This is a genomic window from Bacillus sp. M6-12, from assembly GCF_002860285.1.
Lineage (GTDB): Bacteria > Bacillota > Bacilli > Bacillales > DSM-1321 > Peribacillus.
Genome location: NZ_PGVF01000011.1, coordinates 38126 through 50866 on the forward strand (window position 1 = coordinate 38126; position 12741 = coordinate 50866).

Below are 12741 nucleotides of genomic sequence, written 5' to 3' on the forward strand. Positions count from 1 at the left end.
TTATAATTTCATTTCATTCAAATGGCTGATGAATTGCGGATAAAATGATAGAAAATTAGTATTCCAAGAAGAAAAACTGGATTCGGGGAAAATTTTTTTTGAATTATACTATAGGATATGTTTATTAAAGATCTGTGTTCACCTTAGAACGGTTAGGGAAAGTTTAATTAGTTAAGTGTATAATGGTGTAAAACGTTAAACAGTATCAGGAGTGTAAATGGAATGAAAAAAGTTGAAATATATATTTTAGGCGGATTTTTGGGAAGCGGCAAGACGACGCTGCTCCGGAATATCGTAAAACAGGAAAAGGCAGCAGGAAGGAAAATCGCGGTGCTGTTAAATGAAATGGGAAGCATCTCGATTGACAGTGGTTTGATCGAGGATGATGTACCTTTAAAAGAGCTGTTTGACGGCTGTATTTGCTGTACCATTCAGGACAAGCTGGAAAGCCAGCTTCAGGAGCTTTTGTTAAATGAACTGGATGCTATTTATATAGAGACAACAGGAGCAGCGCATCCAGTGGAAGTGCTTGATGGCATTTTATCTCCTTTATTTGCTGAAGGGCTTGAGTATAAAGGAATTATCACCGTGGTGGATATGCTTCGCTGGAGAGACCGCAATAGCCTTTCTCCGCAGCTAAAACAGCTTTTAATAGAACAAATCAGGCATGCAGATTACATCCTGTTAAATAAGCAGGATTTAGTAAGCGAGATGGAGGCAGCCCAAATAGTTTTCAGCATTGATGGCATTAATCCCGAGGCAACGGCTGTTCTGACCTGCCACTCAGCCGTTTCTCTGGCAGATTTGCAGGCTATAAAAATGAAGAAAAAAACGGGCCATGCAAAAGCTGAGATAGGCCGTCATCTAAATTTAAGTGCTATCGTGCACCACTTTGCAAATGCGGTCAGCAGGGAAGACTTTGAATTGTGGCTCAGAGATCTTCCCGAAACAGTGTACCGAATGAAAGGATATATTTCTTTTACAAATTCACAATATCCATATTTGTTTCAATACTCATATGGGATGCCTCTTTTCATGCGGGAATCAATGAAAATGCCGCTGAACCTTGTTATTATTGGAGAAAATCTGGATCCTGATGTCATCATCCGGGAGCTTCAGGATATGGAGGGAAGAAACTAAAGCAGGAAATGCATGAGTCCAAAATAAAAGGGAAGTGGCGCAGCGGCCATTCCCTTCTTGTTTGTTTTTGTTAGGACTTCATGCTTCCAAAAGCCAAAAAAGTCCGTTCATCCTCAATATTGCCGCAAGTGCCGCATTGGATACGATATTCAGGTCCCCGATAAGGCATATGGAACGGCTCAAGTGCTTCATTTGAAAGCTGCTGTAGTACTTCACCGGAAAACGGATCCAATTTTACAGGGTAGGCAGTCTGCTGAATGATATTAAAACGGGATTTGTTTGTTTTACAATTTGGACAGCGGTATGGGCTCGCCATTTCTTTCACCTCTTGTGTATATTGTATTACTACTATGTTTTGTATAATTCCGGAAAATATGTATAGCTTTTTGTGAAAGGAGCGCATCGTTATGAGTAAGAATTCTGAAGAAAAGTCCTTGCTGGACATATATCAAAGTATTTGGAACAACCGAATAGTTATGAATGAGGAAATGAGCGAGGAAGAGATTCTTTTTGAGCTTGTAAAAAGGGAATTGCTCGATGAAAATTCCCACCCGCGTGCACGCAAAGGCCGGTATGAGAAATTCTATATGAGCATTGCTAGAATAGTGGACTCATCACTTGCAGAACAAGAGAAAATGGAGCTCATCACTTATTATTCTCAAATGATGGAAGGTTTGGGAGCGTAAACCTCACCTCCAGCAATATATGTCACGTTCTTTACATCTGCTCAATCTTGTAATCTTGCTGTAATATTTGTCATAGAAAGCTACCTTTCTCCAGGTATGTCAATAGAGTTTTATTAGTAGAGTTTTGGAAACATAGGCTTACCGTTTCCATAGAATGTGAGAACACGGCAAAAAAGGGAAATTACACCTATATGGCTCAATCGTGCAATATAATAAGCTTTATACTAATATAACTTTTTGAATCAGAAGTATATGAAAATCGGTTTATTTATTATTAAACCTCCTGGAAATACTTGGTCCCTTTATTACGAAAAACGCATGTTATCATGAGTTTGTGAGAAAGCGAGACAAAAAAACTATTTCAGGAGGCTATATATTATGAAAAAGAAAATGCTACTTTCCGCAGCAGCTGCTGCCGCTATCATTTTTACAGGTGCAGGTGCTAATCAAGCTGATGCAGCGTCAAATGACTGCAAGGTATACACTTACACATACAAGGTTAATAGCCAGCAAGATTATAATGAAGTTTTAAAACAGCTTCAATCAAAGTATGGTATTAAGGCTCCAACATATAAGTATCAAACTGCAAAACCTTCAACTGCACAGCAGACTGCTCCCGCAAAGCCTGCAGCACAACCAGCTGCGGCCCCGGCACAACCTGCTGCGGCTCCAGCACCAGCTAAGCCTGCGGCACAACCTGCAGCAGCTCCAGCTAAACCAGCTGCACAACAGACTACAGCTGCACCGCAGCAAGCTCCTACAGCTAACGCTTCCGCAGTAAGTGCATATGAGAAGCAAGTGGTTGAGTTAACAAATGCTGAAAGAGCAAAGCAAGGACTAAAAGCCCTTCAATTGGATACTGAGCTAAGCAAGGTTGCCCGCACTAAATCTCAGGATATGAAGGATAAAAACTACTTTGACCACAACAGCCCAACTTACGGATCTCCGTTCGACATGATGAAGAAATTCGGAATCCAGTACAGCTCAGCTGGCGAAAACATTGCTCAAGGCCAAACTTCTCCACAGCAAGTAGTACAAGCTTGGATGGACAGCCCTGGACACCGTGCAAACATTATGAACTCCAGCTACACTCACATTGGTGTAGGCCATGTATCAAGCGGTAACTACTGGACTCAAATGTTCATCGGAAAATAATTCGAATAAGACAGAGAAGCCTTGCTGCGGATTGCGGCAAGGCTTTTCTATATTACATAGCATTTAGCTGAGTGCCGAGCAGCTTTTATAAAATATAAACAAAGGGGAGCCCCCGTTGGCTGAAATAGTTCACTTACATTTGTAAACAATAGTGCTTTGTTCTCTGTTCAGCAACCTTTCTGTCTTAAACCATAAGCAGACTCGAGGTTATATTTATTGTAAGCATACTGCATAAAGTTATGTAACTTTGAAGTTGAAGTTGTTCTTGAAAAAATAACATCAAAAAGGATCACCAACGTTTTCCGCTATGGAAGTTTTAACCCATCCGTATATTTAGGGGTTTATCATATATCCAAATTACCTTGGAATTATCTTAGATAATAAGGAATGTTTATGACATATAATAAACAATTTGTAATAGCAGATGAAATTTGGGAATGTTATTATTTTCCTATAAAAGGAGTGGTGACATATGAACAGTTTTTCAGTCAGCGCTATTGGGGCAGTATGCAATGAACGTAAAACTCCAGTTGATGATTACTGGGGAAAAGTCCTTTCGGAAATAAAGCTTGATCAAGAACTGGATATAAGTTGTTTGGATGGTATTGACTCTTTTAGCCATTTAGAAATAATATTTCTGTTTCACCTCATTGAAGATGATAAGATTCAATATATTTCAAGGCATCCCCGAAACAATAAGGAGTTTCCTAAAGTAGGTATTTATGCACAACGGGGCAAAAATCGCCCAAATAAAATTGGGGCTACAATAGTTAAATTAATCAAGAGAAAAGGGAGATCCTTATTTGTCAGTGGATTAGACGCAATTGATGGCACCCCGGTATTAGACATCAAACCGGTTATGAATGAATTTTTACCAAAGGGAGAAATTAAACAGCCTCAATGGTCCACGGAGCTAATGGCTAATTATTGGGAGTAGTCAGGCAAGAGTGGATGGGAAATACTCAGTACCGGCATTAATCGATGGAACTGTTCAGCAATATGAGAATAGGTTAGTTTTACCTAATGTACTAATATATAATGCTGACCCTGGGAGATCGTTTGTAATTGAATCTGCTTCGGGTCAGCTTTTTTGATTGTTAGGAAATTATTTAATTCCAGAGTTTTGGATAGCGGAACTAGAGTATTATCTCCAGCTCCGACGCAAAGAAACAATGAACACTGCGGCAGCGATATATCGCTCGACAGCTTTGTGAGGAAGCGGGTCAGGACGGCGTTTGCCATAGGATGAAGGTTATAACATGGTTTTTGTTACCACACTGGCGATCTTAGCTGTTATTCCTCTTAACTAGGGCACTTGCGCTTTTGATCTTAGAAATCACGCTTGTATCTAACCCTTTGGATGTAATACAAGCGGCTGGACATCCCGATAGCTCCAACGGCCAGCCCGGCTATTAAGCCTATCCAGTAGCCTGAAGCGCCTAAGTCACTGAATCGGGTGAAAAGATAGCCGGTTGGAAGCCCGATTACCCAAAAGGAAATAAAAGACATCAGAAAGGTAAAATTAACATCCTTATAACCGCGCAATGCCCCTTGGATTGGTGCCTGGATCGCATCAGATAACAGGAAAAAAAGCGCATACGCCAGGAAATGAGCTGTCATGGCGAGTACATCAGGCTCATCGGTGTAAACAGAGGCAATTTGTTCCCTGAAAAAGAACAACACAACCGCGGATAGCGCAGCAAGAGCTACAGACATGAAAATGCCGATTAGGCTGTAGGTTCTGGCATCCTTCAGGCGGTTCGCCCCTACCTCAAATCCAACCACAATGGTTAATGCCATGGATATGCTTAGTGGAACCATATAGAGAAAAGATGAGAAATTAAGGGCAGACTGGTAAGATGCTATGGTCACTGTGTCAAAAGCGCTCATTAACAAAGTAACCGCAGAAAAGATACTGGTTTCAAAAAAAATCGCAAAGCCGATAGGAACTCCAATTTTTAAAATGGCCTTCCATTCTTTTAAAGAAACTTTGTAGAAGGTCCGGAAGATTTTATATTTTGAAAAACTCTCTATCCTTATAATTACAGCTGCAGCTATGAATGTTATAAGCCAATACGTTATCGCAGTTGCATAGCCGGTTCCCGCCCCTCCCAGGCGAGGAAAACCCCATTTTCCATAAATCAGAATGTAATTTAATAAAGCATTAATTGGAAGTGAAAGCAGTGTTATTATCATGGAAATTCTCGTTTGCCCAAGGGCGTCAATGAATGAGCGAAGCACATTGTAAATAAATAAAGCAATCATTCCAAAAGAAAGACCAACCAAAAAGTCATAAGCTACCGTTCGCACTTTATGATCCAAATTCATGCCATCCAAAATGGGGTTGATCACGAAAGCTCCGATAATGATTACAATAAAAGACATAAGTACTGCCAGGTAAACACCCTGTGTTACTGAAAAAGGAACCAGTTTGGTGTTCTTGGCACCGACCAGCTGTGAAACGATTGGTGTGATCGCCAGCAGGATCCCGCTCAATCCAGTAAAAACCGGCACCCATATCGAACTGCCGATAGCAACCCCAGCGAGATCAGGAGCACTGAACCTTCCCGACATCATTGTATCTAAAAAGTTCATGGAAAACATACCGAGCTGAGTTACCAGGATCGGGACTAGAATCATAATAAACTGATTAAACTTTTCTTTTTTAGAAAAGGTTTGCTGCATAATTTTATACCTCAGCCTTATAAATTTCGGTGAATGAAATTATATCATCTTTTATTACTAACATGATCCTATTTTGCCCCATTATAGAAAAAACTGCCGGCAAAATGCTGGCAGATTGATTAATGTGATTCTGTTAGCTTTGTTGACGGGACTGCTTAACCAATTCCTCTTTCACATCCATGGAGGCATTCTGGACAACAAGAGTTCTAGTAGGAAAAGCAATACTCACGCCTTCTTCCTCCAATATATCCATAATCCTAAAATTCACAGCTTCTTTTATATTCAGATAATCTGCAAAAGATGTTGCTTTGGTAAAAAAGTATAGATAAACATCAAGGCTTGAATCATTAAAACGGTCGAACCGGGCGAGGATGGTATCGTTATCAACTTCCTCATTTTCACTCAGCATCCATTCAATCCGCCTTACAACCGTTTCCAGCTTTTTTCTGGGGGTATCATAAGTCAGCCCCAGATGGAAGGCGACCTGCCGTTTGCCCATTTTGGACCAATTGGTAATGGACTCATTAGATAGTGTTGCATTCGGGACAGTAACGAGTGCCTGTGCAAATGTTCGAACCGCCGTACTCCTGAACGAAATATCCTCCACGGTACCCTCGACGCTTGGAGTTTTGATCCAGTCCCCGATAGTGAATGGTTTTTCTGTGATGATAACTAATCCTCCGAAAAAGTTGCTTACTGTATCTTTGGCTGCAAGTGCGAAGGCAAGACCGCCAAGTCCCAGTCCCGCAACGAAACCATTCACATTAAAACCCCATTCCTCGGCAATAATGCTGACACATAATGTGAAAAGGATCAACTTCATCAGCTTTGTGAAAAATGGCAGTACGATCTGATCCACTTCCAGATCGAATCGTTTGATGACCCTTGGAAACAGGATTGCCCATATAGAACTGATATTAATTAGACCCCATGTTCCCAAAATGATAAAAACGGATCGGAATAACTTAGTTATTGTAGAATCGGATATGAATTCAAACGGGAAATACTTAATGGCCAGCATGATGCCAAGGAATGCAATTAGCCAGCGGAACGGTTTTTCGAAAGCGAGCAGGATTTGAGCAAGAGTTTCAGTATTCCTCGTTTGGGCATAACGCAGGATCATCTTAAATACATATGTAGTGAATATCTTTCTGATAGCCAAAAACAAAAAGAATACTCCAAGAGAAATACCAATGTCTAACCATACTTGCGCATTATTTAAGACACGAATGGACTCTAATGCTTGGTTCATAAACAACACCTCTTTATTGATATGCAATGAAATTTTTATCATATCAGAGTTATCGCAGTGTTTCTAGTTGGAGATTCTGGAAAAATTTACGGGTAGTATGGAAGAGAATGTCAGTTTGGAGTAACAAAAAAAGCACAGAAGGAAGAAAGGTGCGGATGTATTGTGGGCATGCTGCGTAAAAAGGCGGTTTTTACTGGAGGAGGTTCTGCAGGTCACGTTACAGTTAATGCAGCGCTCATTCCTGAGTTCCTCAAAAATCAATGGGATGTAATATATATAGGATCCAGGACAGGAATTGAAAAAACAATAATTGAAAAGGAATTTCCGGATATACCCTACCATTTCATTTCGGTTGGGAAGCTGCGAAGGTATTTTTCACTGGAAAATGTGAAAGATCCATTTCGGGTAATGATTGGGGTTGCCCAGGCCTTTCACATCTTAAAACAGGAGTGCCCCGACTTTGTATTTTCGAAAGGCGGTTTCGTTTCCGTACCGGTCGTACTTGCTGCAAGGCTTCAAAAGATTCCAGTCATTATTCATGAATCTGATATTACGCCTGGCTTGGCGAATAAAATTGCTTTTCCTTTTGCAGAGAAGATTTGCACCACTTTTAAAGAAACGGAAAGCTTTCTTCCGAAAGGAAAAACAGTTCATGCAGGAGCAGTGCTTCGGAATCAAATTTTTAAAGGAAATGCGGCCAAAGGAAAAAGGATCTGCGGATTTATAAAGGATAAGCCAGTCCTGCTTATAATGGGGGGGAGCTTGGGCGCAGCCAGGATAAATGAAGCGATCATCGATATATTGCCACGGCTGCTAACGGATTTTCAGATTATCCATATCTGTGGAAAGGGAAATGTCCGCAGTGAGTTGATTCGGCCAGGGTATGCCGCTTTTGAATACGTACATGAAGAGATTTACGATCTTCTGGCGGCGTCAGATATCGTCGTATCACGTGCAGGCTCCAATTCAATCTTTGAGTTCCTGGCCCTTCAAAAGCCTATGCTGCTCATCCCGCTGAGTCCCAAAGCCTCAAGGGGTGACCAGGTCCTGAATGCTAAATGCTTCGAACAAGCAGGTTTGGCAATGGTTCTGCAGGAAGAAGAGCTAAGTTCAAGATCGCTTCAGGCTGGAATCTCCGAGTTGTTTAGCCAAAGAAACGAATTTTTTGTAAGAATGAATTCATACCGATCCTTTAAAAGAGCCGATGATATGTATAAAATCCTGGTTAGACTTATTCAGCCAAGAAAATAAACTGTCATTTTTTATCTTTTCCCCGCATATCGTTATAGAAGACAAGCTCTCGAGGAGGAAAAGATATGGCGTACCAATATTCCAAAGGCTGGTTCATTCAGCAATTAAAAGCGGTCGGGATCACAAAGCATCCTATTGAAAGAAGAAAGCTTGAATCGTATAAAACATACATATTAAGAAACCTGTATGCTGAAAAAATTGAAAAAAAGCAGTGAATCCTAAAAAGCCTGAAACCGTTCACAACGAGTTTCGGGCTTTTTAAAATCTGATAAATATAAAATTTAGACAGTATACTTATGAAAATGCTCTCCTTTGTGGAAGATAGAATCAAGAACCTTATGGAGGGAGGAGTTTACGATGGAATTTTCGCTAAATCGGATCAATCCTAACCAGACTCAAGTTATTTTCTCTGATGGACGTTTTGAAACACTAACAAATGAAGAACTGGAACATTTGATGCTAACTGAAACCTTTGACGGGGGTTCAGGGAAGGGTGAATATTTGGATCTTTGAACTAGCGGAGAACAAGAAACCCTGCCGGCTGTCCGGCAGGGTTTGGCTGTGCGATAAAATGGAACTCTGGAGGTCATGCCTCAAGCAGCTGCTGTGAGTCATCCTGGCTGCTGTCCTGGCGCATAATGTATAAGTGAAACAGGTCTCGGGGGATTTCGTATAAATCATAAATCTCTTCAGAACTATTGAGCCTTTCATACAGTGACTGCCTTGATTCATTTGCTTTTACAACATATGGGAGTTTTTCAGCAGCTTTAATTGAGCGCACATTTACTTTCCTGATTCTCATGAAAATTGTTTCTATATCAAGTTCAAAAAATAATTCATTAAAGAATGCTTCCTTGGCAATAGAATTATAGCCCCTGCCATGAAACGGTTTTCCAAGCCAAGTGCCAAGAAATCCAGCTTTATCCTCTATATCATAAAGGGAGATCGTGCCGATCGGTGATCCCCATTCATCAAGGATCGTCCGGGATATAAGTTCGCCGGCTTCTTCCTGCTCTATGGTTTGTTTTGTAACGAAAACATATTCTTCGTAAGAATGTGCTTTATGGCGCACGAAAGGGAAGACATCTGGATGCTTCATAAAGTCATAAAGAACATGACAGTCGGCGAATTCTCTCTTTTTTAACATTTTTTCCCCTCCAAAAATGAGGGCAGTCCTTATGCGTCTGCCTCCCACCCTCGAAATTTTTTAAACGAGCATCAAAAAATTTCGGGGTGGGAATCGAACCCACTAGAACCGGAGAATCCGGTGGCGCACCATTTGCCTTCCCTATATTGTTTGTAATCAATATTGAAATGTTGTAATAAAAAAATATTTCCTAGAAGGTATAATACTAAAAAAAATAAAAAAAGGAAATAGGTATTTTACTATTTTTTTTCGTCAAATTTTGCCCATTTTATGAAGCTGGCGGAGGGGTATTTTTTTTATTTCCTTTTCCCAAATTCAGTCAGTTCCAGTTCCTTTACCGCTGTAGTGAAAAAGGGATGTTTTTAGAGAAACGAACGTTTTTTGGAACATTAAAATATCCCCGTAAATTGAAGTGCAAGGACTATCGCTCCCAAAGCCCAAACATATATTGAAAAAACTTTCAGTGACTTCTTTTTAAGATAGGAGATCATCCAGACCACAGCAATGTAGCCGAAGAAGGCAGAGGACAATGTAGCAACAAACAGCCCGGTAAAGCCAACTTGTTCCGTTTGCCCGCTAAGCACATCGCCAAACTGAAGAACTATTCCGCCTGTAATAGCCGGAATTGATAAAAGGAATGAAAAGTAGGCTGCTGTGGCCCGGTCGAATTTGCATAATAAGCCTGCAGCAATCGTTAAGCCTGAACGTGACAATGCCGGCATAATCGCCGCAGCCTGAAAGGTGCCGACAATCAGTGCGTCCTTAACTGATATGTCTTCCAATTGTTTTCTTCCCTTCTTGGCGCTGTCAGCGAACCAGAGAATGAACCCTGTGGCGAGGAACTCCCAGCCGATTGTGACGCCGGTTTTAGATAGGGAATCGAACCAATCGCCAAGCAGCAGCCCGGCAATGACCGCCGGAATGGTTCCGGCAACTAGAAGCAATGTCATCCTGGAAAATGGTTTTTTCAACAGCGAGAAAAGATCGTCTTTGTAGACTGCGATTAGTGCAATCAACGTTCCGATGTGCAGCATCGTATCCAATGTGAGACCGGCTTCATCCAGCCCGAACAAATGCCTCCCTAAGTACAAATGGCCGGTACTGGAAATGGGCAGGAACTCTGTAAGCCCTTGAATAATTCCGAGTATAAATGCCTGAAATTCAGATAACAATCCCTTCACCTAATTTCCTATAAATTTGGACATCCTTTTCCCATTTTTATGCATAAGCTTTCTTAACATGCTTATATTTCAGGTAATGTGGAACAAAGTGAAACCTCGGAAAGGAGTTATCCGTAATAAAATCAGAAAGAAGAAAGCGGGGGAATAGTAATGGCAGATCAAAATGAAAAGTTGCTTGCTGCGGCCATTTATGTAGTCAGCTTCTTTACGGCTTTCATCGGGCCGCTGGTTATTTGGCTTATCAAGAAAAATGAATCAGCCTACATTGATTATCATGGAAGAGAGTATTTAAATTTCCTGATTTCCTATTCACTGTATGGCTTTGTTGGCGGCATGCTGACATTGATTTTTATCGGCTGGCTGATATTGCCGGCCGTAGCGCTTCTCGGTTTCATTTTTACCATAATCGGAGCTGTCAAAGCTGCTGAAGGAGTGAAATACAGAATTCCATTTGTGTTCAGGATTCTGTAGGTCCTGCCTTTCTAAAGACAGGAACTTGTACTAATTTTCTGCCGCGGCTCATATCATGATATGAGTAACTATCTAAACCTTTGGGCCTGTGGGGAGTGAGTTATGAATATAAGGCAGTATTACAGAAAAATCTCTCATATTTGTTTTCAAGCGGCATGGATTTCACTCACGCTGTCTATTTTATTCTTCTTTTTACATGCGGCAGGCGTTCTGTCAGGTCATATCCTGGCGATTGTGCTGCCGTTTATTATGATAAGCATCGGAAATTATATTAGCTTCAGGGTATTCGATACAAGGGCCCAGGAGCTCCCAAGTGGATGGCCTCTTTTGAATGAGGAAAGCAAGCTTTTTGATGAGCGGCATCTTTTATTTGCATTTATGCCGGCACCAACACTGCGGGCGGTTCTTTTTTCTCCAAATGGGAAGGCTGTCGGGGAAATTAGGGATCAAAACATGAAATGGTATATGTGGATGATTCCTAATTCGCTGTCACTGCTTCTTCCCAAAAAGTATGGTTTATATAATAGCGATGGTACGCTGGTTGGCGCGTACATTTTTAAATGGGGACTTTTTCAAAAAGCTTCAATAAAGGATCAAAACGGTAAAGATATAGGATATTATCGGGAATCAAGGAAGGTATCTTTATTCAGGCTGAAGGGAATGATAGTTAGTCCGGATGGTAAACCTTGGTTCGCCATCGATGCGGGCGGCCTTTTGCAGGATTTTCAGCTGACAAATGCTGTTGGGATTCCGCTGGTAACATATAAAAAAGGATGGATGCCGCTAGAATGGGGAAACCGGTTTAAGGATTCCAATACGCCAATAATCTCCTTTCATGATAGTGCAACGGCTAACGATAAAATTGCGGCACTCGGCTTTTGCGCGGCGGCCCTTCACCACCGGAGCAACTAAAGCCTTCTTGGAAGATTTTTTTCGTGGGGTTTGTTATAATTAAAAAAATACATAAATGTGGTGATAATATGACATTACTTAGTGAAATCCTTGACTACAATGAAGCGTTTGTGAGAAAAAAAGAATATTTGGAATACAGTACAGACAAGTTCCCGGACAAACGGATGATCATTATCAGCTGTATGGATACCCGTCTAGTGGAACTTCTTCCAAAATCAATGAATATTCGAAATGGCGATGTGAAATTCATTAAGACTGCCGGTGCTGTTGTTTCTCATCCTTTTGGAAGCGTAATGCGAAGTGTTTTAGTAGCTGCTTATGAATTAAAAGCGGATGAGGTATTCGTTATTGGCCATTATGATTGCGGGATGTCTGCTATCAATGCAGATGTTCTCCTGGAGAAAATGACAAACAGGGGAATCTCAAAGGAGACGATCTCTACGCTTGAAAACTCCGGTATTCATTTAAAGCACTGGCTAAGAGGCTTTGATAATGTGGCAGATAGCGTGCAAAACAGCGTCAGCATAATCAAAAACCATCCGCTGCTGCCAAAAGATGTGGCCATCCATGGACTGGTGATTTCGCCGCAAACAGGGAAACTGGATGTAATTGTTGATGGGTATAAACAAGATTAATTAACACAGTCTGCGTTTATACATAAGCGGTATTAGCCTTCAAAGTGTATACCAATAAAAGGACGGCCCGTACTGAAAGAATATTACGGGGCGTCCTTTTTATTTTTAAGGCTCTGTTAAAGGTTAATGTTGATATTTAAAGAAACAACAGAACTTCAATAAAGCTGGAAGTTCCGTTGTTTCTATAACGATATTATTTTCTTCGAATTAATTAACGCCGATACAG

At 41.0% G+C, this 12741-nt stretch carries 15 protein-coding genes; 10 read left to right on the forward strand and 5 right to left on the reverse strand.

What is annotated here, in order from left to right:
- Window positions 1–222: 222 nt before the first annotated feature.
- Complete coding sequence (locus CVD28_RS13520; protein WP_101592900.1) at window positions 223–1140, forward strand: CobW family GTP-binding protein; 918 nt, start codon at window positions 223–225, stop codon at window positions 1138–1140.
- A gap of 70 nt (window positions 1141–1210) precedes the next feature.
- Here CVD28_RS13520 and CVD28_RS13525 read toward each other — a convergent pair whose 3' ends face one another.
- Window positions 1211–1456, reverse strand: coding sequence for a DNA alkylation repair protein (locus CVD28_RS13525; protein ID WP_101592901.1), 246 nt, complete (start codon window positions 1454–1456; stop codon window positions 1211–1213).
- 91 nt (window positions 1457–1547) lie between these two features.
- On the opposite strand from CVD28_RS13525, the gene CVD28_RS13530 reads away from it, so the two are divergent.
- The 3 genes from CVD28_RS13530 (at window position 1548) to CVD28_RS13540 (ending at window position 3918) form a co-directional block, all read left to right on the forward strand.
- On the forward strand, window positions 1548–1826 hold the full coding sequence (locus CVD28_RS13530; protein WP_101592902.1) for a hypothetical protein: 279 nt from the start codon (window positions 1548–1550) through the stop codon (window positions 1824–1826).
- Between the two features lie 378 nt (window positions 1827–2204).
- Entirely contained in the window at window positions 2205–2981 is a 777-nt protein-coding gene (locus CVD28_RS13535) for a CAP domain-containing protein (RefSeq protein WP_101592903.1), read from the forward strand.
- Between the two features lie 472 nt (window positions 2982–3453).
- Window positions 3454–3918 carry an SAM-dependent methyltransferase gene (locus tag CVD28_RS13540; RefSeq protein ID WP_101592904.1) on the forward strand — a complete coding sequence of 155 codons (465 nt, stop codon included), beginning with the start codon at window positions 3454–3456 and terminating at the stop codon, window positions 3916–3918.
- Window positions 3919–4310: 392 nt separating this feature from the next.
- Here the strand turns inward: CVD28_RS13540 and CVD28_RS13545 are convergent, their stop codons facing one another.
- Window positions 4311–5666 (reverse strand): MATE family efflux transporter, encoded by a 1356-nt coding sequence (locus CVD28_RS13545; protein ID WP_101592905.1) that lies wholly within the window; start codon window positions 5664–5666, stop codon window positions 4311–4313.
- Window positions 5667–5799: 133 nt separating this feature from the next.
- Entirely contained in the window at window positions 5800–6918 is a 1119-nt protein-coding gene (locus CVD28_RS13550) for a mechanosensitive ion channel family protein (RefSeq protein WP_101592906.1), read from the reverse strand.
- Window positions 6919–7089: 171 nt separating this feature from the next.
- Between CVD28_RS13550 and CVD28_RS13555 the strand changes: the two genes are divergently transcribed.
- From CVD28_RS13555 to CVD28_RS28115, 3 genes are all read left to right on the forward strand, one after another.
- Window positions 7090–8169 (forward strand): undecaprenyldiphospho-muramoylpentapeptide beta-N-acetylglucosaminyltransferase, encoded by a 1080-nt coding sequence (locus tag CVD28_RS13555; protein ID WP_374702533.1) that lies wholly within the window; start codon window positions 7090–7092, stop codon window positions 8167–8169.
- A 65-nt stretch (window positions 8170–8234) separates the two neighbouring features.
- Window positions 8235–8384 carry a YflJ family protein gene (locus tag CVD28_RS13560; protein WP_101592907.1) on the forward strand — a complete coding sequence of 50 codons (150 nt, stop codon included), beginning with the start codon at window positions 8235–8237 and terminating at the stop codon, window positions 8382–8384.
- A gap of 142 nt (window positions 8385–8526) precedes the next feature.
- Window positions 8527–8682: a hypothetical protein gene (locus tag CVD28_RS28115; protein WP_180954161.1), complete on the forward strand. Its 156-nt coding sequence runs from the start codon at window positions 8527–8529 to the stop codon at window positions 8680–8682.
- Between the two features lie 73 nt (window positions 8683–8755).
- Here CVD28_RS28115 and CVD28_RS13565 read toward each other — a convergent pair whose 3' ends face one another.
- Window positions 8756–9316: a GNAT family N-acetyltransferase gene (locus CVD28_RS13565; RefSeq protein ID WP_101592908.1), complete on the reverse strand. Its 561-nt coding sequence runs from the start codon at window positions 9314–9316 to the stop codon at window positions 8756–8758.
- A 389-nt stretch (window positions 9317–9705) separates the two neighbouring features.
- Window positions 9706–10488 (reverse strand): undecaprenyl-diphosphate phosphatase, encoded by a 783-nt coding sequence (locus CVD28_RS13570; protein WP_101592909.1) that lies wholly within the window; start codon window positions 10486–10488, stop codon window positions 9706–9708.
- A gap of 159 nt (window positions 10489–10647) precedes the next feature.
- Here CVD28_RS13570 and CVD28_RS13575 point away from each other — a divergent pair, with 159 nt between their 5' ends.
- The 3 genes from CVD28_RS13575 (at window position 10648) to CVD28_RS13585 (ending at window position 12515) form a co-directional block, all read left to right on the forward strand.
- Complete coding sequence (locus CVD28_RS13575) at window positions 10648–10968, forward strand: DUF4870 domain-containing protein (protein WP_101592910.1); 321 nt, start codon at window positions 10648–10650, stop codon at window positions 10966–10968.
- A gap of 102 nt (window positions 10969–11070) precedes the next feature.
- Window positions 11071–11880: a hypothetical protein gene (locus CVD28_RS13580; RefSeq protein ID WP_101592911.1), complete on the forward strand. Its 810-nt coding sequence runs from the start codon at window positions 11071–11073 to the stop codon at window positions 11878–11880.
- 68 nt (window positions 11881–11948) lie between these two features.
- Complete coding sequence (locus CVD28_RS13585; RefSeq protein WP_101593033.1) at window positions 11949–12515, forward strand: beta-class carbonic anhydrase; 567 nt, start codon at window positions 11949–11951, stop codon at window positions 12513–12515.
- The last annotated feature ends 226 nt before the right edge of the window (window positions 12516–12741 follow it).

What these genes read in the sequence shown, in the direction of transcription:
- CVD28_RS13550 (WP_101592906.1), bottom strand. Translation starts at nt 6,918, where the DNA reads ATGAACCAAGCATTAGAGTCCATTCGTGTCTTAAATAATGCGCAAGTA.
- CVD28_RS13520 (WP_101592900.1), top strand. Translation starts at nt 223, where the DNA reads ATGAAAAAAGTTGAAATATATATTTTAGGCGGATTTTTGGGAAGCGGC.
- CVD28_RS13575 (WP_101592910.1), top strand. Translation starts at nt 10,648, where the DNA reads ATGGCAGATCAAAATGAAAAGTTGCTTGCTGCGGCCATTTATGTAGTC.
- CVD28_RS13545 (WP_101592905.1), bottom strand. Translation starts at nt 5,666, where the DNA reads ATGCAGCAAACCTTTTCTAAAAAAGAAAAGTTTAATCAGTTTATTATG.
- CVD28_RS13565 (WP_101592908.1), bottom strand. Translation starts at nt 9,316, where the DNA reads ATGTTAAAAAAGAGAGAATTCGCCGACTGTCATGTTCTTTATGACTTT.
- CVD28_RS13560 (WP_101592907.1), top strand. Translation starts at nt 8,235, where the DNA reads ATGGCGTACCAATATTCCAAAGGCTGGTTCATTCAGCAATTAAAAGCG.
- CVD28_RS13530 (WP_101592902.1), top strand. Translation starts at nt 1,548, where the DNA reads ATGAGTAAGAATTCTGAAGAAAAGTCCTTGCTGGACATATATCAAAGT.
- CVD28_RS13585 (WP_101593033.1), top strand. Translation starts at nt 11,949, where the DNA reads ATGACATTACTTAGTGAAATCCTTGACTACAATGAAGCGTTTGTGAGA.
- CVD28_RS28115 (WP_180954161.1), top strand. Translation starts at nt 8,527, where the DNA reads ATGGAATTTTCGCTAAATCGGATCAATCCTAACCAGACTCAAGTTATT.
- CVD28_RS13525 (WP_101592901.1), bottom strand. Translation starts at nt 1,456, where the DNA reads ATGGCGAGCCCATACCGCTGTCCAAATTGTAAAACAAACAAATCCCGT.
- CVD28_RS13535 (WP_101592903.1), top strand. Translation starts at nt 2,205, where the DNA reads ATGAAAAAGAAAATGCTACTTTCCGCAGCAGCTGCTGCCGCTATCATT.
- CVD28_RS13540 (WP_101592904.1), top strand. Translation starts at nt 3,454, where the DNA reads ATGAACAGTTTTTCAGTCAGCGCTATTGGGGCAGTATGCAATGAACGT.
- CVD28_RS13580 (WP_101592911.1), top strand. Translation starts at nt 11,071, where the DNA reads ATGAATATAAGGCAGTATTACAGAAAAATCTCTCATATTTGTTTTCAA.